23 protein-coding genes are annotated in these 24,115 nt (G+C 70.5%); 8 read left to right on the top strand and 15 right to left on the bottom strand.

Annotated features, from left to right (window positions below):
• The first annotated feature begins 106 nt into the window (after positions 1-106).
• A complete protein-coding gene (locus ACFXK0_RS20675; protein WP_379412144.1) occupies positions 107-925 on the top strand; it encodes a hypothetical protein in 819 nt (272 codons plus the stop codon).
• Here the strand turns inward: ACFXK0_RS20675 and thpD are convergent.
• From thpD to ACFXK0_RS20650, 5 genes are all read right to left on the bottom strand, one after another.
• Positions 922-1,845 (bottom strand): ectoine hydroxylase, encoded by a 924-nt coding sequence (gene thpD / locus ACFXK0_RS20670; protein ID WP_379412143.1) that lies wholly within the window; start codon positions 1,843-1,845, stop codon positions 922-924. The genes ACFXK0_RS20675 and thpD overlap by 4 nt on opposite strands.
• The gene (locus ACFXK0_RS20665; protein ID WP_379412142.1) at positions 1,832-2,233 is read right to left on the bottom strand and encodes an ectoine synthase; all 402 of its coding nucleotides are present in this window, start codon (positions 2,231-2,233) and stop codon (positions 1,832-1,834) included. Before ACFXK0_RS20665 ends, thpD begins: the two co-directional genes overlap by 14 nt.
• Positions 2,230-3,501: a diaminobutyrate--2-oxoglutarate transaminase gene (gene ectB / locus ACFXK0_RS20660; protein WP_379412141.1), complete on the bottom strand. Its 1,272-nt coding sequence runs from the start codon at positions 3,499-3,501 to the stop codon at positions 2,230-2,232. Before ectB ends, ACFXK0_RS20665 begins: the two co-directional genes overlap by 4 nt.
• Positions 3,498-4,049: a diaminobutyrate acetyltransferase gene (ectA, locus tag ACFXK0_RS20655; RefSeq protein ID WP_379412140.1), complete on the bottom strand. Its 552-nt coding sequence runs from the start codon at positions 4,047-4,049 to the stop codon at positions 3,498-3,500. The genes ectB and ectA overlap by 4 nt, the downstream gene beginning before the upstream one ends.
• A 71-nt stretch (positions 4,050-4,120) precedes the next feature.
• Complete coding sequence (locus tag ACFXK0_RS20650; RefSeq protein WP_379412139.1) at positions 4,121-4,831, bottom strand: response regulator transcription factor; 711 nt, start codon at positions 4,829-4,831, stop codon at positions 4,121-4,123.
• A gap of 295 nt (positions 4,832-5,126) precedes the next feature.
• Here ACFXK0_RS20650 and ACFXK0_RS20645 point away from each other — a divergent pair, with 295 nt between their 5' ends.
• Complete coding sequence (locus ACFXK0_RS20645) at positions 5,127-6,071, top strand: threonine/serine dehydratase (protein WP_379412138.1); 945 nt, start codon at positions 5,127-5,129, stop codon at positions 6,069-6,071.
• Positions 6,072-6,077: 6 nt separating this feature from the next.
• On the opposite strand, the gene ACFXK0_RS20640 is transcribed toward ACFXK0_RS20645, so the two are convergent.
• The 9 genes from ACFXK0_RS20640 to ACFXK0_RS20600 form a co-directional block, all read right to left on the bottom strand.
• Entirely contained in the window at positions 6,078-6,932 is an 855-nt protein-coding gene (locus ACFXK0_RS20640) for an SDR family oxidoreductase (protein WP_379412137.1), read from the bottom strand.
• A 36-nt stretch (positions 6,933-6,968) separates the two neighbouring features.
• A complete protein-coding gene (locus ACFXK0_RS20635; RefSeq protein WP_379412136.1) occupies positions 6,969-7,616 on the bottom strand; it encodes an FHA domain-containing protein in 648 nt (215 codons plus the stop codon).
• Position 7,617: 1 nt separating this feature from the next.
• Positions 7,618-8,913, bottom strand: coding sequence for a VWA domain-containing protein (locus ACFXK0_RS20630; RefSeq protein WP_379412135.1), 1,296 nt, complete (start codon positions 8,911-8,913; stop codon positions 7,618-7,620).
• A complete protein-coding gene (locus ACFXK0_RS20625) occupies positions 8,910-9,926 on the bottom strand; it encodes a phosphatase (RefSeq protein WP_379412134.1) in 1,017 nt (338 codons plus the stop codon). The genes ACFXK0_RS20630 and ACFXK0_RS20625 overlap by 4 nt, the downstream gene beginning before the upstream one ends.
• Positions 9,923-12,325 (bottom strand): tetratricopeptide repeat protein, encoded by a 2,403-nt coding sequence (locus ACFXK0_RS20620; RefSeq protein WP_379412133.1) that lies wholly within the window; start codon positions 12,323-12,325, stop codon positions 9,923-9,925. Before ACFXK0_RS20620 ends, ACFXK0_RS20625 begins: the two co-directional genes overlap by 4 nt.
• Positions 12,322-13,494 (bottom strand): hypothetical protein, encoded by a 1,173-nt coding sequence (locus ACFXK0_RS20615; protein WP_379412132.1) that lies wholly within the window; start codon positions 13,492-13,494, stop codon positions 12,322-12,324. Before ACFXK0_RS20615 ends, ACFXK0_RS20620 begins: the two co-directional genes overlap by 4 nt.
• The gene (locus tag ACFXK0_RS20610) at positions 13,491-14,465 is read right to left on the bottom strand and encodes a glutamate ABC transporter substrate-binding protein (protein WP_379412131.1); all 975 of its coding nucleotides are present in this window, start codon (positions 14,463-14,465) and stop codon (positions 13,491-13,493) included. Before ACFXK0_RS20610 ends, ACFXK0_RS20615 begins: the two co-directional genes overlap by 4 nt.
• Positions 14,462-15,733 carry a hypothetical protein gene (locus ACFXK0_RS20605; protein ID WP_379412130.1) on the bottom strand — a complete coding sequence of 424 codons (1,272 nt, stop codon included), beginning with the start codon at positions 15,731-15,733 and terminating at the stop codon, positions 14,462-14,464. Before ACFXK0_RS20605 ends, ACFXK0_RS20610 begins: the two co-directional genes overlap by 4 nt.
• Before the next feature lie 153 nt (positions 15,734-15,886).
• A complete protein-coding gene (locus tag ACFXK0_RS20600; RefSeq protein WP_379412129.1) occupies positions 15,887-17,386 on the bottom strand; it encodes a flavin-containing monooxygenase in 1,500 nt (499 codons plus the stop codon).
• Positions 17,387-17,568: 182 nt separating this feature from the next.
• Here ACFXK0_RS20600 and ACFXK0_RS20595 point away from each other — a divergent pair, with 182 nt between their 5' ends.
• The 5 genes from ACFXK0_RS20595 (at position 17,569) to ACFXK0_RS20575 (ending at position 22,279) form a co-directional block, all read left to right on the top strand.
• Positions 17,569-18,723 (top strand): LLM class flavin-dependent oxidoreductase, encoded by a 1,155-nt coding sequence (locus tag ACFXK0_RS20595; protein WP_379412128.1) that lies wholly within the window; start codon positions 17,569-17,571, stop codon positions 18,721-18,723.
• Positions 18,724-19,119: 396 nt separating this feature from the next.
• Positions 19,120-19,701, top strand: a complete 582-nt coding sequence (locus ACFXK0_RS20590) for a class I SAM-dependent methyltransferase (RefSeq protein ID WP_379412127.1) — start codon at positions 19,120-19,122, stop codon at positions 19,699-19,701.
• 175 nt (positions 19,702-19,876) lie between these two features.
• Positions 19,877-20,314 (top strand): DUF4247 domain-containing protein, encoded by a 438-nt coding sequence (locus ACFXK0_RS20585; protein ID WP_379412126.1) that lies wholly within the window; start codon positions 19,877-19,879, stop codon positions 20,312-20,314.
• A gap of 13 nt (positions 20,315-20,327) precedes the next feature.
• Positions 20,328-20,753 carry a DUF350 domain-containing protein gene (locus ACFXK0_RS20580; RefSeq protein WP_379412125.1) on the top strand — a complete coding sequence of 142 codons (426 nt, stop codon included), beginning with the start codon at positions 20,328-20,330 and terminating at the stop codon, positions 20,751-20,753.
• The gene (locus tag ACFXK0_RS20575) at positions 20,753-22,279 is read left to right on the top strand and encodes a polyamine aminopropyltransferase (protein ID WP_379412124.1); all 1,527 of its coding nucleotides are present in this window, start codon (positions 20,753-20,755) and stop codon (positions 22,277-22,279) included. The genes ACFXK0_RS20580 and ACFXK0_RS20575 overlap by 1 nt, the downstream gene beginning before the upstream one ends.
• Here ACFXK0_RS20575 and ACFXK0_RS20570 read toward each other — a convergent pair.
• Positions 22,233-23,342 carry an NAD-dependent epimerase/dehydratase family protein gene (locus ACFXK0_RS20570; RefSeq protein ID WP_379412122.1) on the bottom strand — a complete coding sequence of 370 codons (1,110 nt, stop codon included), beginning with the start codon at positions 23,340-23,342 and terminating at the stop codon, positions 22,233-22,235. The genes ACFXK0_RS20575 and ACFXK0_RS20570 overlap by 47 nt on opposite strands.
• A 115-nt stretch (positions 23,343-23,457) precedes the next feature.
• On the opposite strand from ACFXK0_RS20570, the gene ACFXK0_RS20565 reads away from it, so the two are divergent.
• Entirely contained in the window at positions 23,458-24,081 is a 624-nt protein-coding gene (locus tag ACFXK0_RS20565; protein ID WP_379412120.1) for a TetR/AcrR family transcriptional regulator, read from the top strand.
• Positions 24,082-24,115: the final 34 nt, after the last annotated feature.

Genomic DNA, 24,115 nt, shown 5'->3' with positions numbered 1-24,115 from the left:
GAATCACCCCCGGCACCGCCGCGACCCTAGTACGGTATAGCGCGCAACCGCGGGACGGGGTCGGGTTCCGCGAGGGGGTCGAACGGCGGAAAGGTGGGCTGCACCGATGAATGTTCCCGGCGCGCAACACCCGCCCGATCCGCTGCCGCTCGAGCAGCGGTATACCGGTGCCGATCCGATCGACTGGTGCGGTGCGGCGGTGTATCCGATGTACGCCGAGGCGCTACCCGCTGGGACGACGGCGGTGCGGCTGCGGGCACTGGCGGCGATGCCGCCCGCGGAGGTGTCCGGACTCGGCCTGGGCCTCTCGGTCCAGGACGGGCACGTGGATCTGAACGGGAAATCCCTGGCGGGGGTCGACATCTGGTACGACGCGCTGGTCGACGGCGTGGACATCACGGTCACCGCCGATGCCCCGGAGGCCCTGTTCACCCTGACCCCGGTGTGGGTGGCCGGGGCGGGCGGGCAGCAGTCCTGGACCGGCAACTACGGGGTGGTCGTCGACCTGCTGCCCGACGGGGCGTCCACGCTGTGGTGCAGCACAGGACCGGGCACCCCGGACTTCAACGAACTGGTCGTGGAACTCAGCACCGCCCCCGCGCCCGATCCAGTCGTGCTCGATCCACCCACGCTCGAGCATCCGCCCCCGATCTCGACCGCTCCCCCTCCGCCACCGACCGAGCCCGGTTTCGGCCGCGCCCTGCACGAGCTCGGCACCGCGATGTACGAACGCGGCGAACACGATTCGGCCCGCCTGCTCTGGACCCAGGCGGCCCGGGCAGGCCACCACGGGGCCGCCTACGACCTCGGCGCGCTGGCCATGGCCGCGGGCGACCGCGCCACCGCCGAACACTGGTGGCAGGCCGCGGCCCCCGACGATCCGCGGGCCGCGGCCTCCCTCACCGAGCTGTCCCAGCTCCCCTAACGCATCTGATCGGCCAGGCCGGCGATCCGCTCCGGCGAGTACTCGCGCACCGGCGTGAAATCCCGGGCGGCGATATGGCGCGGACGACGCTGTGGTGCCGCGAACGGTTCTTCCAGGGTGTTCTCGACACTGTTGAACACCAGGAAGATGTTGGACCGCGGATAGGGCGTGATGTTGTTCGACGACCCGTGCATGACATTGGAGTCGAACAGCAGCGCCGACCCGGCCCGCCCGGTGAACTGGGTGATGCCGTAGCGGGCGGCCAGGAAGGTGATGTCGTCGGTGGTCGGCACCCCGATCCGCTGCTCCTGCAACGACTCCCGGTAGTGCCCGGCCGGCGTCTCACCCAGGCACGGCACGAAGGTGCGATGCGATCCTGGCATCACCATCAGGCTGCCGTTGAACGGGAAGTTGTCGGTCAACGCGATCGACAGGCTCACCGCCCGGGGCGCGGGCATGCCGTCTTCGGCGTGCCAGGTCTCGAAATCGGAATGCCAGCCGAAACCGTTGCCGCCGAAACCGGGCATGTAGTTCACCCGGGTCTGGTGCAGATACACCGCCGAACCCAGGACCTCCTCGGCCAGGCCGACGACCCGCGATTCGGCCAGCAGCTCGGCGATCGGCTTGCTCAGCTGATGGACCTGGAAGACCGACCGCACCTGCCCGCTGCCGGGTTCGGTGATCACCCGCTCGTCGCCGTAGAGCAGCGGATCGGCGGCCAGGTGGCCGATCTCGGCGCCGAAGGCGGCCACCTCGTCCGGGCTCAGCAGGGCGGGGATCGTGGCGAAACCGTTCGCCTCGAACTCCGCCAGCTCCGGCGAGGTGACCCGGCCCCATACCGTCGGGTCGGTGCGCTCGACGTGCGGGGCCGGCTCGGCCAGCCGGGTGGGATAGCGGTCGGGCCGCTCAGACACTGGCATCCTCCTCGACGATCAGCGGGTACACCCCGTTCTCGTCGTGTACTTCGCGGCCGGTCACCGGCGGATTGAACACACACAGCATCCGCAGCTGGGTGCGGGCTGTCACCTGGTGACGTTCGTGGCCGTCGAGCAGGTACATCGAACCGGGGCCCAACGGGTAGACCTGCTGGTTGTCGAGATCGAGCAGACTGCCCTCGCCCTCGACCAGCCAGACGGCCTCCACATGGTTCTGGTAATGGAATTCGTGGACGGTGCCTGCCTCGATGGTGGTCTCGTGGAAGGAGAAACCGACCCGGTCACCGGCCAGCACGATGCGCTTGCTGCGCCAGCCGTTGTCGGCCACATCGCGATCGGTACCGGTGATCTCGGCGGTGGTGCGCACGATCATGCGGCACCGCCGCACACGGTGTCGATCGAGGAGCTCAGCACGGTGAGTCCGCGCTCGAGTTCGTCGCTGCCCAGGGTCAACGGCGGCAGCAGTTTCACCACCTCGTCCATCGAGCCCGAGGTCTCCACCAGCAGACCCTGTTCGAACGCGGTGCGGCACACCTTGGCGGCCTGCGACGGGTCGTCGAAGACGATGCCGTGCACCATGCCGCGCCCACGGGTGGACACCCCCGTGTGCCGGTCGGCGACCGCGGACAGGGTCCGGGCCACGTATTCGCCGTTGGCGGCGGTCTTCTGGGCGAGCTTGTCGTCGGACCAGTACTCGCGCAGCGCGGCGGTGGCGGTGACGAAGGCCGGGTTGTTGCCGCGGAAGGTGCCGTTGTGCTCACCGGGCGCCCACTGGTCGAGCTCGGGCTTGAGCAGCACCAGCGCCATCGGCAGGCCGTAGCCGCCGATCGACTTGGACAGCGTGACGATATCGGGGGTGATGCCGGCGATCTCGAAGGAGAAGAACGGACCGGTCCGGCCGCAGCCCATCTGCACGTCGTCGACGATGAGCAGGATGTCGCGGGCCGCGCAGAGGCCGGCCAGGTGGCGCAGCCATTCGGCGCGGGCCAGGTTGACCCCGCCCTCACCCTGCACGGTCTCCACGATCACCGCGGCCGGGCGATCGAACCCCGAGGAGCTGTCGTCCAGGACGCGCTGCATCCAGCCGAAATCCTCGATGGTGTTGTCGAAGTAGCCGTCGAACGGCATCGGGGTGGCGTGCTCGAGCGGCACCCCGGCACCGGCCCGCTTGGCGGCGTTGCCGGTGACCGACAGCGCGCCCAGGGTCATGCCGTGGAAGGCGTTGGTGAAGCTGAGCACGGTCTTGCGGCCGGTCACCTTGCGGGCCAGCTTGAGCGCGGCCTCCACCGCGTTGGCGCCGGTCGGGCCGGGGAACTGCACCTTGTAGTCGAGCCCGCGCGGCGAGAGCAGGGTGTCGCGAATGGTCTCCAGCAGTTCGCGTTTGGCGACCGTGGACATGTCGAGGCCGTGGGTGATGCCGTTGCCCGCGATGTAGTCGATCAGCGCGCGCTTGAGGATCGGGTTGTTGTGGCCGTAGTTCAGCGCACCGGCGCCGGCGAAGAAATCGAGGTATTCGCGGCCCTGCTCATCGCGCAGCCAGGCACCTTCGGCGGTGGAGAAGATGGCCGGCCAGTCACGGCAGTATCCGCGCACATTCGATTCCATCGAATCGAAAATGCTGGTGTCGGTGGTCGTTATCATCGTCGTTCCTCCTGGCGCTGAGCGGGTGAGATGACATACAGCTGCTCGGCCTCGTGTGAATCGGGAAAATCGTTCTCTTCGAACAGGGAGACGACACGCAAATGCGCACCGCGTTCCCTTGCCACCGCGGAGAACAACGCCTGCGAGGCGGTATTTCCGGGTGAGATGGTGGTTTCCAGCGTGGTGATACCGGCATCGGCGACCGAATCCAGCAATGCGTGCAGAATGCCCGCGGCGAGGCCGCGGCCCCGGAATTCGGCGTCGACCGCGATCTGCCAGACGAACAGGGTGTCCGGCGCCTCGGGACGCACGTATCCGATGACGAATCCTACTGCGTGCCCGTCACTTTCGGCGACCAGCGAGCTGGCGGCGAAATCGCGGCACCACAGGAGATAGGCGTAGCTGGAATTGACGTCGAGCACCTGTGAATCGCGGGCGATCCGCCACAACTGCGCGCCGTCACCCAAACGCGGCGGGCGCAATCTGGTTTCCGGGCCGGGCACCGTCGGGGTGGCCGCGGGCTCGATGGGCATGGTGGACGTTGGCATACATCTAACATGTCCAACCGACTTTGCGGTCCTTGTGTCGAGCTCTTTGCGGTTCTATGACGAATCGTTTACTACGTCTGCACGTCGAGGCGATAACCCAGCCCGCGCACGGTGACGACGATGCGCGGATCCGACGGATCGCGTTCGATTTTGGTGCGCAGCCGGCGCACATGGACGTCGACGATTCGTTCGTCGCCGAAAAATCCTTGATCCCACACTCTTTCGAGCAGTACGGATCGGCTGAGCACACGCCCCGGGGTCTCGGCCAATTCGCACAGCAACCGGAATTCGGTGACGGTGAGATGGATTTCCTCGGCGCCACGCCGGACCGCGCCCGCGTCGGCGGCCAGCACCAGGGGTGCGCCGGGATCGTCGTCGAGCACGACTTCGGGGGTCAGGTCGCGATCGGCGGTGATGCGGGCACGGCGGCGCAGCGCGCGCATCCGCGCGGTGATCTCCTTGATCTCGAACGGCTTGCTGACGAAGTCGTCGGCGCCGGCCTCCAGGGCGGCCACCACATCGTGGGTGTCGTAGCGGGTGCTGATCACGATGATCGGCACGTCGTGATCGCGGCGGATCTCCCTGATGCAGTCGAAGCCGTCGGTCTCGCCGCGCATCAGGTCGACGATCATCAGATCGGGCGGCCCGTCGCTGCGGAGCCGATCGAGGGCGTCGGCGGGGATGCCTGCCTCTGCGACAGCATACCCTTCGTCTTCCATGGCGCGGCGGAGGCTGCCGCGCATCTGAACGTCGTCGTCGACGATCATGAGGTTCGCGCTCATGCCCGCACCTCGCTGTCGCTCGGCGCCGGTATTGCCGCGGTCGCGGCGGTGTTGTTCGGTCGTTCGCTTCGCTCGCTCATGTGTGCACATCCTTTGCTGACACGCCGGGGTGTGCGTCGGTCCGGTTGGGGAAGTTCGCGTCCCCAGACCGACACGTCATCCCGCCTTCGAGCTTGTTACCGATCTGTTATGTACCCAGTCGCCGGCCTCCGTAAACCACCCGCAACAATTCAGCCGGTCAGCCCGGCGGTTCGACACGCCGGGGCACGGCTCGCCACGGTGGCATAGTCGAGGCGTGACCCCCACCTATGCCGACATCGCCGACGCTGCCGCCCGGATCGACGGGCTGGTCCGCCCGGTGACCGTCGCACCGGCCGCTCCCGGGCCGGATCCGCTGTGGTTCGCCCTGGAGTTCCTGCAGTTCACCGGCTCGTTCAAGGCCCGTGGCGCGCAGAACTTCGTGCGCGCGCACGCGGCCGCCGGCACGCTGCCCGAGGCCGGTGTGACGATCGCCTCAGGGGGCAATGCGGGGCTCGCGTGCGCGTGGGCGGCCAGGGACGCGGGCGTGCCCGCGACGGTGTTCCTGCCCGAGACCGCTCCCCCGGTGAAAATCGCCCGGCTGCGCGGCTACGGCGCCGAGGTGCGCCTGATCGGGCCGGAGTACAAGCAGGCGCTGGCCGCGTGCCGGGAATTCGCCGCGAGCACCGGTGCGCTGGCCGCGCACGCCTACGATCATCCGCTGATCGCCGCGGGCGCGGGCACCCTGATGCGCGAGCTCACCACACGCATCCCCGATCTCGACACCGTGCTGGTCGCGGTCGGTGGCGGCGGCCTGTTCACCGGCACCGCGATCGCGGCCCAGCACGCGGGCGTGCGCACGGTGGCGGTCGAACCGGCCGGGTGTTCCTCGCTGCACGCGGCCTTGGCGGCGGGCAGGCCGGTGCCGGTCACCGTCGATTCGGTGGCCGCCGACGCACTGGGCGCGCCGGATGTGTCGGCGATGGCGCTGGCCGCGGCCCAGCACCCGAATGTGCGCTCGGTGCTCGTCGACGACGACACCATCCGCGCCGCCCGGCGCCTGCTCTGGGACGAGCACCGCATCGCGGTCGAGTACGGCGCCGCCACCGCGCTCGCCGCGCTGCTGGACACCGGGTCGGGCGCGGTCTACCGGCCCGAGCCCGGCGAGCGGGTCTGCGTCGTCCTGTGCGGCGCGAACACCGACCCGAGCGACCTGGTCTAGCCGAACTCAGCGCATCAGGGCGTTCTTGTTCGCGTAGTTGGTCATCACGTTGTTGAGTCCGCGCATGGCCAGGGTGTAGCCGTAGGGGACGTAACGCTGGCCCCAGTGGGCGAGCTGGATGTCGCGGGAGGTGTAGACGTGGTAGCGGTTGCGCTCCACACCCTTGATGACGGCGGTGGCGGCCTGGTCGGGGGTGACGGCGTGGCGCAGGAACAGCCGCATCGCCTTCTGCAGGGCTTCGGAGTCGCGGTCGACGCCGGCGATGTCGAGACTGTCGACCATCGGGGTCGCCATCGCGCCCGGGCAGACCAGGCTGACGCCGATCTTGTGACGGCGCAGATCGAAGCGCAGCACCTCCGAGACACCGCGCAGCCCGAACTTGGTGGCGCTGTAGGGCGCGTGCCAGGGCAGGCCGAACAGCCCGGCCGCCGAGGAGACGTTCACCAGGTGCCCGCCACGGCCCGCGGCGATCATCGGCGGCACGAACTCCTCGATGACGTGGATGGGCCCCATCAGGTTGATGTCGACGGTGCGGCGCCACTGCTGGTGGGTGAGCTTGTCGACGGTGCCCCAGGTGGCGATGCCGGCCACGTTCATGACGATGTCGACCCGGCTGACCGCCTCGAAGGTGTGCGCGGCCAGGCCGACGACCGCCGCGTGGTCGCTGACATCGGCGGCGTGCGCCAGATGCACCGTCGCGCCCTTGGCGCGCAGTTCGGCGGCGGTCTCGGTGAGCGCGTCCTCGCTGATATCGGTGAGTACGAGGTCAGCGCCCTTGGCGGCGGCCGCGAACGCGGTGGCCCGGCCGAGGCCGCTGGCCGCGCCGGTGATCAGGCAGGTCTTCCCGTCGAACTTGGTCATGGTCTCCAGACCCTACGGTTCGGTGAACATCTACGTCTACCGTTCCGTACTGATCGCGATGGTGGTCCAGCCGCCGACATGGATCCGGCTGCCGTCGCGCACCGCGACCGGCACCTGCGCGGTGATCGGCGTTTCGGCGCCGTCGAGGCTGGTGCCGTTGGTCGAGCCGAGATCGGTGACGGTGAGCGCGCCGGCCGCGTCGATCCTGATCATCGCGTGCGCGCGCGAGACCCCGATGTCGGCCGGGGCGATACCCAGATCGATCTCGGGCACGATGCCCTGGGAGGCCGAGCGTTTGCCGATCAGGATCTGGCTGCCGCGCAACACGATCCGGCGTTCGGGATACAGATCAGGGAAGGCGACGCGTTCGGCGTCGGGGCCTTTGCGGGCCTGGACGCGGGTGTAGAACTCGCGGTCGGCGAAGACCCGCGCGACCCACTGCCCGGTCGTCGGCGTCTCGGGCGCGTCAGCGCCGGCCGGGACCGGGCGGTGCTGGGCCGGGTCGTGCGGTAGCGCCGAGTCGTAGCCGCATACTTCGCAGAACCGGCCGCTGGTCGGCGTGGCGCACGACGGGCACAGCCGCAGCACGCCGGGGTCGGGTGCGGGCGGGTCGGTCAGTGCCGACCCGCACACATCGCAGTAGTCGATCGCCTGTGACTGGTGCCCGTCCGCGCACACCGGCATGTCAGCCTCCCTCCGGCCGGACCCGCGCTGTCTTGGTGGAGCGGATGTCGAGGGCGAGCTCGTCGGCCGCGGCGACCTGGCCGCGCAGCTTCACCGTGCCGTCGCGATCGTCGACCTCCACCACGCCGCGCAGCAACTTCGCGGTGGACTCGTGGCCGGAGACGGCGGCCAGTTCCACCGCGCGCCGCAGCTTGGCGGTCGCGGTGGACAGGTCACCGTTGCGGCGCGCGGCCAGGCCCTCCTGCACGGCCTGGGCGAGTTCGACCTGCCCGGTGTAGTGCGCGACGCGGGTGCTGATCCGGGTCGACAGCGTGGTGTCGGTGGTCCACACCGCCCGCACCAGACCCTGTCCGAGGACCTCGTCACCGGCCAGCACGCTGAGCCGGGCCGCGAGTTTCTCCCGGCCCGGCGCGGCCGGTTCCAGTTCGATCTGCAGGTGGTATTCGCGTTCCTCGGCGGCCCACGACGAGAGCGGGTACTCCCCCACCTGTGCCCCGGTATCGGTGCGCCGCGCGGTCAGGTCCTCCAATACGGGGGCGACCTGTTTGACCATCCGCACGCGCGCGCCCGCGGGCGTCCACACCCGCAGCGTCAGCTCCGGGATCACCCGGGCGGCCGAGGAACGCATCATGGCGGCGAAATCGCGGGCCAGGTCATTCGGGTCGGCGACCAGATCGGCCTCGCCGGAGAGCTTCGAGGAGATCTTGTGCAGGTCGGCCGCGGCCCAGTCGGCGCCCACGCCACGACAGTCGCAGACGAAAAGCCCCTCGGCACGGTCGAGTTCGGTGGCCAGCTGCTGCGGGGTCTCGTGCTCGTTCTTGCCGTCGGTCAGCAGGATCGCGTGTGCCTGGGCGCCGGGATGGGCGGCGGCGACCTGGCGGGCCAGCGCCAGCCACGAACCCATCGCGGTGCCGCCGTCGGGGCGCAGCGTGTCCAGGGCGCGACGGGCGGCGCTGCGATGGTCGAGGCCGGCCGGCGCGGACAGGCTACCGTCGGCCGGATAGATCATCCGGGCCGTGTCGGTGCCCTCGATGATCGCGAAGGCGGTGCCGTCGGGGATCTCGTCGAGGGCGGCGCGGGTGGCGGTGCGCGCGTTCTCGAACTTGTTCTTGTTGCCCATCGACCCCGAACAGTCGATGATCAGCATCTCCAGCCGCGGCGGCGGGGCGGCCACGACCGCGAGCTCGGGGCCGGTGGCCACCGTGAGCACGGCGTCCACGACACTCGCGCCCTCGGCGAGGAACTCGTTCTGATCGACGGCGATCGAGATGCCGGCGGTCGTCTCCGATGAACTCATAGCACTCCTGATTCGGGTGACACGGCGCCGGACACCGTCACCGGAGCCAGCGCGACCGTGATGTTGTCACTACCGCCACTGTTCAACGCGAAGTCCGCCAATGCGCGAGCAGCGGCCTGCGGCGAGGTCTCGACGGTGAACCCGGCCAGCGCGACAGCGTCGGGCAGGTAGTTCCACAGCCCGTCGCTGCACAGCAGCAGTGTTCCCGGTTCCGTGGCGATCATGCGTTGCAGGCAATTCGCCGACCACGGCGTCTCGGCGCCGTCGGCACCGAGCCAGCGCAGCAGGGTGTGCGCGCGGGGATCGCGCATGGCGGTCTCCTCGTCGCAGGCGCCCGCGTCGACGAGGGCCTGGGCCCAGGAGTCGTCGACACTGAGCCGGCGCGAGGCGGTCGGGACACCCGCGGCGAGCCAGAAGGCGCGGCTGTCACCGACATTGGCGACGGTGATCTCGGTGCCCGCGCGGGTCTCGCGCACGATCGCCGACACATAGGTGCACGAGGGCGCGTACTCGGGGGTGCGCGACATGCCGCGCACCGCCGCCGTCGCCGCGGCCAGTCCGGCCATCACGCTGTCGGCGTCGGAGCGCCCCTCGGCGAGGGCGGCCAGTGCCGCGTCGACGCCGGTGCGCGAGGCGGTGCCGGAGGCGGCTTGCGGGTCCTGGGAGGTGGAGACGCCGTCGCTGACCACGATCACCCGGATGCCGTCGCCCTCGCGGACCGCGGCCGCAACCGAATCCTCGTTGCGGGAGTGGCTGATCCCGCGATCCGAGAGCACATAGACCGCGCCCAGGTCGTCCTCGAACCGGTCCGGCACCGGCTTGGGGCTGCCGCACTGCACGCAGTAACCGCCCTCGTAACGCCGTTCCCCGCAGGTCGAGCACTGCGGCACGATGACCGGATCATGCACGGGGACAGCGGTTTTGCGGACCCCGAGTTCCCGGCCGCAGCCCTCGCAGAAGCGGTGCCCGGCCCTGGCCGAACCCCCGCAGTCCGGGCAGCCCGGGGCGCTCACAGAGTGGTCCTGGGCCGCACCGCGTTCGCCTGGTCCACCAGGACGAACCGGGTCCACATGTCGTCGGCGTCGCGCGCCAATGTCCGCAAGCATCGTTCCAACCCCGTCCGCACGCCCTGCTCGGTGAATTCCACGTCCAACAGCTTGCCTGCTGTGCTCGGCCGCTGTCCCGACCGGATCCAGTTCAGCGCCGCCTCCAAGACATACATGCGCACCTGCGCGGCCCGCTTGCGCGAGTCCAGCCGCAGCCGTTCGACCCGCTCACCGGCTTCGCGCAGCAGCGTCTCGTCCAGGTCGGCCGGGGCACGCCCGGCCAGCAGCGTTTCCACCGCCGACACGCGCGCCTCGGTGAACATCGAGGAACTGCGGTCCACCTGGTCGAGCACCGCGACCGCGCCGGTCCGGTCGTCGAGCGCGCGGCGCAGCCGGGCGGCGCCGAACGCGGCGGACAGATAGGTGTGGTCGGTGTGCCAGACCAGGTCGTAGAGCTCGAGCGCGCGGCGCAGTTCCGCTGTGCCGGTGGTGGCTTCGGCCGACCGCACGCCGAGCTCCAGCGCGGCGGCCAGGGCCAGTTTGGGCGCGGATTCGCCGGGCAGGGCCGCATAGACGGACTCGAAATCCTGGGCGGCGGCGGCGTGCTCGCCGGTCAGCAGAGCGGCCTGGGCGCGGTACCAGACCGGCCGCCAGTCGTACTCCAGCTCGGCGTCGAGGGCGGCCAGGCGGTGCAGCGCCGCGGTGGCGTCGCCGGCTTCCAGTTCCGCGCGGACCAGGCGCAGCGGGATCTCCGTCGACTCCGCCGCACCGCTCACGACTGCCCGCTGCCCGGCCGTGAGCGCCTGCTCGAGCTCGGCGGGGGTCGCGGCATCGGTGGTGGCCAGCAGGGCGGCGCCGCTGTCGCCCGGGTCGACGAGCGGGGCGGGCAGCGCGGTGACCAGCGCGGCGGGTTCCGGTGTGGCGCTGTCGATCCCGAAGACGGCGCGGGCCGGGCCGAAAGAGCTCGACATGCCGGGACGCGGGATACCGTCGGCGGTGGCCAGCACCTCGCGCAGCACGCCGGTGAGCTGATCGGCCATCTCGCTCATCGAGGCGAACCGGTTGAGCGGATCGGGATCGGTGGCGCGCAACAGGAACCGGTACAGCGAATCGTGTTCGGCCAGTATCGGTTCGGTGTCCGGGGTGGGCAGCGGGCCGAGGCGCCCGTCGACCGAGGGCACCCGCATCATCAGCACGGCCAGGGTGCGCCCGGCGGTGTAGACCTCGGTCGCCACGGTCGGGCCGGTCTCGGCGATCTCGGGGGCCTGGTAGCCGAGGGTGCCGTAGATCGGGCTGGTGCGGTCGTCCATCGCGATGACGGCGCCGAGGTCGATCAGCTCGAGGCGTTCCTCGGTCTGCATCACGTTGTCGGGCTTGAAATCGCAGTAGGCCCAGCCGCGGGCGTGCAGATAGCCCAGCGCGGGCAGCATCTCCAGCACGTAGGCGATGGCCTGGGCGGGCGGCAGGTAGCACTGGGTCTCGGCGCGGTGCGCGCGCAGGATCTGCTTGAGCGAGGTACCGCCGACGTAGGCCATGACGATGTAGCCGACCGGGTCGCCGTCGGCGTCAACATGCTCGGTGAAGTTGTGGATCTTGACGATATTGGGGTGGTCGACCTCGGCGAGGAACCGGCGTTCGGCCAGTGCCGCGGCGAGCGCGTCGGGGTCGCCGGTGTCGATGAGGCCCTTGAGCACGACCCACCGCCGGTTCACCCGATGGTCGGTGGCCAGGTAGATCCAGCCGAGCCCGCCGTGCGCGAGCGCCCCGGCGACCTCGTACTGACCGCCGACCAGGTCACCCGCCCGCAACCGCGGCACGAACGAGTAGCGGGTGCCGCAGTGCGGGCAGAAGCCCGCGGTGCGGCCGGTGACGCCGTCGTGGCTGCGCCCGACGGGCTTGTCGCACTTGCCGCAGTAGCGATCGGACTCCGGCACCTGCGGGTCGGCCAGCACCGCGGTCGCGGGATCGACCCGCGGGACCGGCGGCACTTCGACCAGGCCTGCGCCGAGCCTGCCGCGCGCCGCCGACCGGGCCGACCCGGAGCGGGTGCGCACCGAGCGGCTCGAGGTGCGGCCGCGTTCGCTGATGGTCGGCGCCGACGGGCTGTAGACGGTGCTGGTCGGCGCGGTGCCGCAGGTCTCGCAATAGCCGTCGACGATCGTTCCGCCGCACTCGGGTTCGCCGCAGCGGCCCGGGGCGGGTGGTGGCGGTGCGCCGTTGCGTGGCTGCGCGGTGGTGCGCGGGGACCGGCCCGACGACGACGGCGGGCTGCTCGGCGCGGACGCGGTCGCCACCGGGGCGGTACCGCAGAGCGCGCAGTACCCGTCCTCGACGGTGCCGCCGCACCCCGGCTCACTACATGTCATGCTGTCCGCCCCGCTTTCTCCCCGATGATCGAACGATAGTCGGCGACCGCTCGGGTGACCGCGGCCAGATCGCACGGTCGCCGGCCGAGCAGACCGCCTGCGATGCGATCGGCGGCGAGGACGTCCCGGTCCTCGCTCAGCCCGAGCCGTGCCGCCTTGGCGCGGTAGGCGGTGAGCCGTCCGCGTAGTTCGGCGCGCCGGTCCAGCAGGCCGCGCGCCAATTCCTGTCGCTGCGTCGCGGTGTCGACGGCGTGGCCGGTGCGCACCCGCAGCGCGAGCAGGTGCTCCACGGTCGGCCGGGCCGGTTGCGCGCCGAGCGCGTCGAGCTCGGCCAGCAGCCGGGCCGCTGGTTCGCCTGCACCGGGGAGTTCGCCGCCGGCGACCCGGTGTTCGGCCTGGGCCGCGGTCTCGTCGGCCTGCTGTTGCAGCGTCGCGAGGTCGCTCAGCCGGGTCCGCAGCGCGGCGACCGCGCCGGGCAGGTCGGCCGACACCGCGAGATGGTCGGCGTGGCGGGCGGATTCGGTATCGATCAGCGCGGTCAGCGCGGCGAGCGCGGCGGTGATCTCACCCGGCCGGAATCCCAGCGGGTCGGTGCCCGCGCGGCTGAGCAGGTTCGCGAGCGGTTCGGCGGCGGCGTCCAGCGTGCCGTGCGCCTGCTCGACGCGCTGTTGCAGCGGTGCCAGCGCGCCGATCACCTGCCGGTCGACGGCCCCGACCTCCTCGGCGAACGGCGCGACGACAGCGAACGCGGCCCGCATCCGGTCCAGCGAATCGGCGATGCCGACCGTCACCAGCGTCTCCGCGGGGCCGGTGAGTCCCCGCTGCGCCAACGGGATCGGCGTCCGGCCGATCTCGTGCGGGCGGCCACGCAACAACTCGGTGAGACGCCTGCGCGCGCGGTCGTCGACCCGGCCGCGCCCGCCACGCACCGTCTCGGCTTCCGACAGGATGGCGCGCACCCGGCCGAGGTCCTCCCAGAGTTCGCCCAGCGCCCGCTCCACCAGCCCCCACCGGCGCGCGGTCTCCCCGGTCGGCGGATAGCGGCGGACCAGGGTGAGCCCGGGATGGCGGTCCAGTTCCAGCAGCGTGGCGGTCACCTTCGCCAGTTCCGCGGTGCGCGCTGCCAGTTCACGATCGATCTCGACGAGGCCGAGCAGCGGGAAGGTCATCCGACATACCGGGGTGTGGGCGGGCCCGGCGAGGGTCCGAGCTCGTCGAGGTGCTGGGAGTAGAGCCGCTGCCAGGTGCCGTCGGTGCGGGCGCGGTCGAGCACGCCGTTGACGAAGCGGACCAGGTCGTCGCTGCCCTTGGGCACACCGACGGCGTAGGCGCCGGTGCCGATCTCGTCGTGGATCAGCTCCAGGTTCTCGTCCTGGGCGATCAGGCCGGCCAGGATCGGTGCGTCACCGCTGATCGCGTCGACGGTGCCCTGTTGCAGGGCGACCAGGCAGTCGGTCCAGTTGGTCACCCCGAACACCGTGGGCACTTCGGGCAGCGCGAACAGTGGCGCGGCCGCGGTGGTGCCCTTGGTGACACATACCCGCTTGCCCGCCAGCCCGGCGGCGTCGGTGATGCCCGACCCCTTCGGCGCCGCGATCACCTGCGCCGCACGGTAGTAGACGCTGGAGAAGTCGACCTCGAGGCGGCGTTCGCAGGTGGCGGAGAAGGTGCGCACGATCATGTCGACCTTCTCTTCCTGCAGCAGCGGGATGCGTTCGGCGGCGGTCACCGACCGCAGTTCGATCTTGGTGGGATCGCCGAAGAGGTCCCGGGCGATCTCCCTGGCCAGATCGATGTCGAAGCCCTCGAGCAGGCCGCTGGTCGGATTGCGGAAACCGAACATGTAGGTGTTCTGGTCGACACCGACGCGCAGCCTGCCGTTGGCCACGATCGCCGCCATCGACGAACCGGCAGGCATCGCACCGGGTCTCGGCTGCGCTGTCGGGGCCAGGGTCGCCTCGTCGTCGCAACCGGCATTGCCCTCGGCCGCCGGTGCCTCGGTGATCACCCCGGCGCCGGGCAGGGGCGGGTCGACGGCGGTCGCCGTGATCGCCGTCGGCGCGGGCGCGTCCCCGCAGCCGGTGGTCAGCAAGAACACCGCGGCCAGCGCCGCGGCCAGCAGGGGACGCCGGGTGCTCACAGGAACTCCTTCAGTCGGGGCCACAGCCCGGTGACCACCGCGCCCGCCGCCGCCAGGAGCAGCAGCAGCGTGCCGAACGGGCTGAGCAGGAAGGTGGTTCCGGCGGCGTCGACCCCGTCGCGCAGGTCGGTGCGGGCCTGGGCCAGCGCGGCGCGCAGTTCGTTGTCGAGGCGGGCGAAGCTGGTGGCGGAGCTGTCCGGGCCGGTGCCGATGGCCTGGGTGACGGCGCCGCGGAAGTCGGCCTTCTCGTAGGCGGTGCGCTGGGCGTTGTGACCGGCGTTCCAATTGGTCAGTGCCCGAACGGCTTCGGAGTCGCCGATACCCGCGGCGGTCAGCCGCTGTTCGAGGTCGGTGAGGTGGGTGCGGAAGGACTGTTCCGGGCCGGTGATGTCGCCGCGGGTGATCAGGGCCAGGGTCTCGTCGGTGCGGGCCTGCTGGGCCAGGATCCGCGCGCCCGCCAGGTGTTCCACCCGGGCGCCCGCGCCGCCGTCGCCGGTGTCGAGCAGTTGCGCGGCCGTCACCGTCGCCCCGGCGGTCCACAGCAGGGCCAGCAGCGTGGCCGCCGCGGCCAAGGCGATACCGGCGTTCACCAGCCGGTTGGTGCGGCGCAGCAACACCACCGAGCCGGCCGCGCAGGCGATCAGTACCAGCAGCAACAGCACCACGCTCGTCCACGGCAGCGCGCCGACGCGATGCTGGTCGGCGCGGACCGCGGCGAAGCGGGCCTCGTTGAGCTGTTCGGCCTGCGGCAGCAGCGAGGTCTGCATGAGATCGGAGGCCTGCCGCAGATAGGCCGAGCCGACCGGGAACCCCTGCCGGTTGTTGGCGCGGGCGGTCTCCACCAGGCCGGTGTAGGTGGGCAGGTCGGCGGCGATGCGGGCGACGATCGCCCGGCTGCGCGCGTCGGTGGCACCCGCGGTCGCCTCGGCCAGTGCCGCCGCGGCCTCGGCGAGCGCCTGCTCGTAGACGTCACGGACCTGCGGGGATTCGACGCCGCCGGACAGGAAGGCGGTGGCCGCGCCCGCGTCGGCCGCCGAGAGCGACACGTACAGACTCTGGGCAGCGAAGGCCAGCGGCTCGGTGCGATCCAGGACCTGTTCGGTGCGCCCGATCTTGGCGTCGAGCTGCTGGCCCACGGTCAATCCGGCGATCAGGCAGACGATCGTGGTGACCACGAGTACCGCGCCGATGACGCCCGGCGTCGTCGCGGCGAACCGCCGTATCCACGTCCCCGTGTCACGGATGGTCGCCGGTAGGCGAACTCCCACACCGTCCTCCTTCATCTCCCCGGGCGGTGTCCTCGCCCGCGATAGTACGGGAGACGCTGAAAGCTCGCCCGGGTGAACCGAACCCACCGGTCCACACCGACGGCGGGGCCCGGCACACCGTGGTGTGCCGGGCCCCGTCGCGGGTTTTCCGGGTCAGGCGTCGGCGACCTGCTCGCCGGGTTCGACGGCGGTGCCGACCTTGCTGAACCGCAGGACACCGTCTTCGATCGGCGCCTTGTGCATCAGCGTGCGGTCGCGGTAGTAGTTGTTCACCAGTTTCCAGGCGCCGCGCGCGCCCTGCCGGGGCATCGCGGCGTTGCCGCGCTGGATGTAACCGGAGGTCAGCGCGCCGCCCATCAGCGATTCGTCGGCGATGTCCTCGGGGTTGGCGTGCACCTCGAAGGTGGTGTAGCCACGGTCGCGCATGATGTTGAGGACGCGGCACAGGTACGCGGCGGCGAGGTCGGCCTTGAGCGTCCAGGAGGCGTTGGTGTAGCCGATGATCATCAGGAAGTTCGGGATGTCGGAGTACAGCACGCTCTTGTAGGCGACCGTCTCGTTGAACTTCACCGGCTCGCCGTCGATGCTCATCGCGATGCCGCCGAGCATCTGCACGTTGAGGCCGGTGGCGGTGACGATGATGTCGGCCTCGAGCTCCTGGCCGGACTCGGTCCGGATGCCCTGCTCGGTGAAGGTCGCGATGCGGTCGGTGACGATATCGGCCTTGCCGCTCTTGAGCACCTTGAACAGGTCGCCGTTGGGTACCACGCACAGGCGCTGGTCCCACGGGTTGTAGCTGGGGGTGAAGTGGCGCAGGTCCACGTTCTTGCCGACCTGCAGCCGCACCTGGGCCAGCATCAGTTTCTTGGCCAGCTCCGGGTTGGTGCGCGAGAGCTGGAAGCTGGCGCGCTGCAACGCGATATTGCGGGCACGGCCGATCTTGTAGGCGATCTGATCGGGCACCCGCGACTTCTTCAGGCCGATGGCGACCGGGTCGTCCGACGGCAGCGCCTGGATCCAGGTGGGCGAACGCTGCAGCATGGTGACGTGGGCGGCCTTGTCGGCCATCGACGGGATCAGCGTGATCGCGGTGGCGCCGGAGCCGATCACCACGACCTTCTTGCCGGCGTAGTCCAGGTCCTCGGGCCAGTGCTGCGGGTGCACGATGGTGCCTCGGAAGTCGTCCTGACCGGGGAAGGTGGGCTGGTAGCCCGCGTCGTAGTCGTAGTAGCCGCTGGCGCCGACGAGGAAGTCCGCTGTCCAGGTCTCGGTCTCGCCGGTCGCCTCGATCAGGGCGGTGACGGTCCACCGGGCGGCGGCGCGGTCGAAGTCGACGGTGACGACCTTGCGGCCGAAGCTGATGTGGTCGGTGACGCCGTATTCCTTCGCGGTGTCCTCGACGTACTGACGGATGGCGGCGCCGTCGGCGAGGACCTTGGTGCCGATCCACGGACGGAAGCCGAAACCGAAGGTGAGCATGTCCGAGTCGGAGCGGATGCCCGGGTACTTGAACAGGTCCCAGGTGCCACCGATGTTCGCGCGGCGCTCCAGGATCGCGTAGCTGCGTCCGGTCTGCTCGCGGGTGAGGTGACAAGCCGTGCCGATTCCGGACAGGCCAGCGCCGATGATCAGTACGTCGACATGCCGCGTCATGGAGGAAACTCGTTTCGTAGGGTCGTCGCCGCCCGGGCATCGTCGCCCGAGCCTCCCCCGAGGTTACGTGTTTCGCGTAGTTACGTCTAGTTCCGGTGGTCCTGAGCGGGGGCGGCGGCCTATTCCGCGCACGGTGATCGCAATCGGTGACGGGGCAGGCCGGGGCCGACAGCATCGACGGCATGACCGAACAGCGACTGTCGTTCCACTGGTTCCTGCCCACCTACGGCGACTCGCGCGGGCTGGTCGCGGGCGGACACGGCAGCTTCATGTCCGGTGACCGGCCCGCGACCCTGCGCTATCTCAACCAGCTCACCGCCGCCGCCGAGGACAACGGCTTCGAAGGCGTGCTCACCCCCACGGGCGCATGGTGCGAGGATGCCTGGCTGACCACCGCCATGCTGATCCAGACCAGCGAGACGCTGAAGTTCCTGGTCGCGCTACGACCCGGCCTGACCAGCCCCACCCTGGCCGCCCAGATGGCGGCGACCTTCCAGCGCCATTCCGCCGGGCGCCTGCTGCTCAATGTGGTGACCGGCGGTGAGCAGCGCGAGCAGGAGGCCTACGGCGATTTCCTGGACAAGACCGAGCGTTATGCCCGCACCGGCGAGTTCCTGCACATCGTCCGGAGCCTGTGGGAGTCGGCCGAGCCGTTCAGTTTCGCCGGGCAGCACCTCCGGGTGCAGGACGCGGTCCTGAGCGCGCGTCCGGATCCGATCCCGCCGGTGTTCTTCGGCGGGTCATCGGCGCCGGCCGGCCCGATCGCGGCCCGCTACGCCGACACCTATCTGACCTGGGGCGAGCCGGTCGAGGCGGTGGCGAAGAAGCTGGACTGGATCCGCGGGCTGGCCGCGATCGAGGGCCGCACCGTCGACTTCGGGCTGCGGATCCATGTGATCAGCCGCGACACCGCCGCCGAGGCGTGGGCCGAGGCCGACCGGCTGCTCGCGGGCATCGCGCCCGGTGAGATCGAGCGGGTGCAGGCCAACCTGGCCAGGAGCGATTCCGAGGGGCAGCGCCGGATGGCGCGGCTGCACAACGGGCGCACCGACCAGCTCGAGATCGCGCCGAATCTGTGGGCGGGTGTCGGCCTGGTGCGGGGCGGAGCGGGGACCGCGCTGGTCGGTTCGCACGCCGAGGTCGCCGAACGGCTGCTCGAATACGCGGCCATCGGCATCGACCAGTTCGTGCTCTCGGGGTACCCGCACCTCGAGGAGGCGTACTGGTTCGGCGAGGGTGTCCTGCCGATTCTCGAGCGCGAGGGTGTGTGGCGGCATCCGTCGCGGCCGGTGGCGGTGCCGTCGGTGGCGCCGTTCACCGCGGCGGCCAGTAGCTGATCGCCGGGGTAACCAGGGCGTCGTCCTCGATCGGGCGGTGCCCTGTTTGCCGTGTTGGTCCGGAAGTTCAGCAGTCGGTGCACCATTGCAGTCGACGCGGAGTCCGAGCGGCGGTTCGACGCAACAGCTTTCGATGCGCGCCCGGTGAGGTGCTGACCTGCTGATCTGCGGTCGATGCACGCTGCGCAACGGGCATCCGCTCCCCCCACCGGTTTTCGGCAGCGAGTGCATCGGGGGTTCCACGTGAATCACGATCCGGCTACGGTGCCGTCCTGGACGATCGCCCCGGGTTCGCCGGCCCGCTGCCCGGTCACGCGGCGGGCAGATCCCGAAACCGTCAACGCGCACAAGACTTTCCGCCCGGAACCCCGCGCGGCTCCGGCCCGTTGACCAGACATGTCGACGGACCCCTATTGGAACCACAACACCCACTACCACCCCTGGATCCTCGAACAGGTGCCCGCCCACGCCCGCACGGCACTCGACATCGGCTGCGGCGACGGACTCCTCGCCAGCAAGCTCGCGACCCGCTGCGACGCGGTCCTCGGCGTCGACCTCGACGGCGCCGCGCTCGCCACGGCCGCCCCGGCCCCGAACGTGCACTTCGAGAAGGCCGACTTCCGCGACCTGGACGACACCTTCGACATGGTCACCGCCGTCGCGACCCTGCACCACGTCCCACTCCGCGAGGGCCTCACCGCCCTGCGCCACCTGGTCGCCCCCGGCGGCACCCTCGCTGTTGTCGGCCTCTGGAAACTCCATCCGCTCACCGACTTCGCCTACCTGCCGCTTCTCCTCGGGAGCTGGGCCACCAACCGACGCCATCGCGACCACCACCCCGGTCCCACCGTCACCGTCCGCGACCCCGAGGACCCCTTCCCCGACATCCGGGCCGCGACCAGAGAATTCCTTCCCGGCGCCCAGCTACACCGGCGGCTCCTCTGGCGCTACACCCTCCTCTGGCACCGCCCCCGCTGACCAGCGATCACGCCCGGACACCGGGCCGCCGGAGGCTCGGCAGGCCCGTGCGTGAGGGACCGGAATGTCCGGATCGAGGTCGATAGGTGATAGAGTCCGTCGAGTTTTCGACGGGGAGGGTTCTTATCAATACATCGCCGACAGTCGTGCGGCGCACCGGGTTCGGGGTGCTGTGGTGAACCGGACACGATGGATCGTGGCGGGGGTGCTCGCCGTGGTGGCGCTGATCGTCACCGTGCTGGTCATCGTCTGGGTGACCAGGGACGCGGATCCGCGCGAGTTCGTGGCCGAGCGATATCTGCGGGCCAAGTCGCTCGATCAGGTGAACGACGGGCTCGCGTTCACCGCGACGGCCGCGCCCGCGGCAGTGGCGGCGGCGATCGCCAAGGCCACCGATCCGCGCGACAAACGCAACACCGGCGACAACCACTATCTGCGTTTCGACCGTGACCTCATCGCGGTGTCCCCGCACGCGGGTGGCTCGCTGATCCTGGTCGACAGTTTCGCCAACGGCACCCGCCGCCATCACTCGCACGTCAACAGTTACGGCTGGAACAGCGGTTCCGCGGCGGGCGACTACCGCGGCGGCGGCAGCGATTCCGGCGGCAAGTAGAAGGAGAACACTCATGCTCGCCGACCTGGCGGCGGACGCGGGCGCCGCGCTCGCCTATTCCGCGGTGGGAATCGTGTTGATGGCCGTCGGTTTCGGTCTTGTCGACCTGCTCACCCCCGGTGACCTGCGCGCCCAGATCTGGCTCGAACGCAATCGCAACGCCGCGATCCTGCTGGCCTCGAACCTGTTCGGTGTCGGCATCATCGTCGCCGCCGCCATCTGGACCTCGGAGGGCAAGATCGTGCAGGCCCTGCTGGCCAGCGCGGTCTACGGCGTGATCGGCCTGGCCGCGATGGCGCTGGCGTTCGTACTGCTCGACGCGCTCACCCCGGGCGATTTCCGCGCCGTGGTCGCCGATCCGGAACCGCATCCCGCGGTGTGGGTGACCGCGTCGGCGCATGTCGCGGTCGGCCTGGTGGTGGCCGCGGGCCTGACCTGATGCCCCGGCACCGCCTGGCCAGGGCGGCGCTGCTGGCGACGGTGTTCGTCTGCGCCGCCTGCGGTCTGGTGTACGAGCTGTCCCTGGTCACCCTGGGCAGCTACCTGATCGGTGACACCGCCGCACAGGCCTCGATCACGCTGAGCGTGATGGTGTGCGCGATGGGTGTGGGTGCGCTGGCGGCCAAGCCGTTGCGCCGGTACGCGGCGGCGGCGTTCGTCGCGGTGGAACTGGCACTGGCGGTGATCGGCGGCCTGTCGGTCGCGGCGCTGTACGCGAGTTTCGCCTGGCTCAATATCTATACCGGCACGTTGATCGTGGCCGCGGCGGTGATCGGCATGCTGGTCGGCGCCGAGATCCCGCTGCTGATGGAGTTGCTGCAGCAGATCCGTAAACAGGAGGCCAGCAGCGCGGTCGCCGATCTGTTCGCCGCGGACTATGTCGGCGCGCTGCTCGGCGGGCTGGCGTTTCCGTTCCTGTTGCTGCCGGTCTTCGGGCAGATCCGCGGCAGCCTGGTGGTCGGGGTGGTCAATGCGATCGCCGGTCTCGCGTTGGCGTTCTTCTTCTTTCGTGACCGGATGCCGCGCCCGGCCCGGCACAGCCTGATCGCCGCGACATTGGTGGTGGCGTCGGGCCTCACCGGCGCCTACCTCTACGCCGACCGGTTCGAGGCGACGGCGCGGCAGGCGCTGTTCGCGCATCCGATCGTGTGGCAGTCACGCACGCAGTATCAGCAGATCGTGCTCACCGAGTCGTTCTCCCCGTTCGGCACCACCGACACCCGGCTGTTCCTCAACGGCGGGCTGCAGTTCTCCTCGGTGGACGAGTACCGCTATCACGAAGCGCTGGTCCACCCCGTGCTCGCGGGCACGCACCGTTCGGTGCTGGTCCTCGGCGGTGGCGACGGGCTCGCGCTGCGCGAGATCCTGCGCTATCCCGATGTCGAGGCGGTGACCCTGGTCGAGCTCGACCCGGCGATGATCGAGCTCGCCCGCACCGACGAGCGGCTCACCGCATTGAATCAGCATTCCTTCGACGACCCGCGGGTCCGGGTGGTCAACGCCGACGCCTTCGCCTGGTTACGCGGCGCACCAGGGCTTTTCGACGCGATCGTGGTCGATCTGCCCGACCCGGACCAGACTTCCGTCGCCAAGCTGTACTCCCAGGAGTTCTACGCGATGACGGCGAACGTGCTGGCTCCCGGTGGGCGCATGGTGGTGCAGGCCGGTTCCCCGTTCTTCGCGCCGCGCTCGTTCTGGACCATCGACGCGACCGTGCGAGCCGCCGGGTTGCGGACCGCGCCGTACCACGTGGACGTGCCCAGCTTCGGCGACTGGGGCTTCGTCCTGGCCGCCACCGACACCCCGACACCCGCCCTGCACCCGCCGGGCCCGCTGCGTTCCCTCGACGACCGGACCCTGGCCGCGGCCACCGTCTTCGCCCCCGACCGCCGCGCCACCGACCCCGAGGTCTCCACCCTCATGCGCCCGGTGATCCTGGACCTGCAACGCCAGGAGTGGCGCTGACGGCCCGCGCGGCGGCGACCGGCTGCGCGCGCCGTGGACCCGGTGCGGTGACGATGCCGGCGGCGATCAGGCTGTCGGCGGTGTCGCGGACGGTCTCCTCGATCGGGCGCATCGTCCAGCCGAGTTCCCGGCGGGCCTTGTCGGCACTGACGTATTCGGTGCGGCCGAGCACCGGCAGCGTCAGCCGGATCGTCTTGTCGAACACCGCGGCCAGCCGGACCACCCAGTTGGGCAACACCCTGGTCGGTACCCGGAACCCCTGCGGGTTGTAGTCGCGGGCCAGCATGGCGGCAAGGTCCGGCATCCACAGCGGCTCGCCCGCGCAGATGTATCTGTTGCCCGCGGCTTCGGGCACTTCCATCGCCAGCCGGTGTGCCACGGCCAGGTCGCGCACGTCCACCGGCGTCCAGCCGGTGCGCACCGAGCCGGGGTCCGCCCGGGTCAGCAGCCGGCGCACCGGCTCGTGCGAGGTGCTGGTCCTGGCGGCCAGCAGCGGCCCGAGGATCATGCCGGGGTTGACCACGACGAGTTCGGGAACGGTTGTGCCGGTGAGTGATCCGATGTATTCCCAGGCGGCGCGCTCGGCGAGGGTCTTGCTCTTCTGGTAGGCGGGTACCCGGTCGACCACCGACCAGTCCGCTTCGGTCCGCCGCGCGTCGACGTCGTGGCCGTAGGCGACGGCGGCGACCGAGGAGGTCAGCACCACCCGGCGCACGCCTGCCGCGGCGGCGGCCCGCAGGACCCGCAGCGTGCCGTCGACGGCGGGTTCGATCAGGTCGCGCTCGTGCCTGGGCGGACCGGACGGGAAAGGCGATGCCACGTGCAGCACGGTGTCGCAGCCCGTCACCGCCTCGGCCCAGCCCGTGTCGTCGTCGAGCGAGGCGGCGACGAATTCCAGTTCGCCGCCGGCGCGGCGGGCCGCCTCGGTCAGGTGGGCGCGGTCGGCCTCCGCGCCGAGGTCGCGCACGGTGCCGCGCACGGCATAGCCGTGGTCGAGGAGTTCGGCGATGCAGTGGCCGGCGACGAATCCTGTCGCGCCGGTGACGAGTACCCGAGTGGTCATGGTGTTCACCCTTCGTGGGAACCATTGATCTGAGCGGTGCTCAAATAATCTAAACACCGCATAGATTCTCTGTCCAGTGCCGATGTAACGGTGCCGCTCGCATAGGCTCGCCAGGGTGAAGCGCACCAGTTATCACCATGGCGACCTGCGGGCCACGCTGATGGACGCCTGCCTGCGCCTGATCGAGACCGAGGGGCTGGCCGCGGTGAGCCTGCGCCGGGTGGCCAGGGAGGCCGGGGTCAGCAGCGGCGCGCCCTACCACCACTTCGCCGACCGCGCCGCCCTGCTCTCGGCCCTGTCGGTCGACGGCTTCCAGCAGCTGGCCGCCGATCTCGTCGCGATCAAAGCGGCCTCGGCCTCCCCGCTCGGCGCACTCGCCGATCTGGCCGAGGGCTACGTCCGGTTCTCCCGCGAGCATCCGGCCCAGTTCCGGCTGATGTTCCGGCCCGAGCTGTCCCAGCCGGAGAAGCACCCCGACGCGCACGACGCCGGCGACGCGGCCTTCCATGTCCTCGCCGACACGATCGGCGAGTGCGTCGCCGCAGGCACGCTGCCTGCCGACGGTGCCGACAGACTCGCCATCGCCTGGTGGGGCCTCGCCCACGGGCTGGCCTCGCTGTGGCTCGACGGGCACCTCGACAACCGCAGCGCCCAGCTGGGCACGCACACCCCCGAGCTGGTCGACGCGATCATGCGGGGGTTCACCGCGCTCATCGCGGCGCGCCCGATCGAGTCCTGACGCGCCGCCCATATTCCCGTGATCCGGCGTGTCG

It is taken from the genome of Nocardia sp. NPDC059177 (assembly GCF_042755165.1).
Taxonomy (GTDB): domain Bacteria; phylum Actinomycetota; class Actinomycetes; order Mycobacteriales; family Mycobacteriaceae; genus Nocardia.
This window is presented reverse-complemented; position numbering and strand designations above follow the sequence as displayed.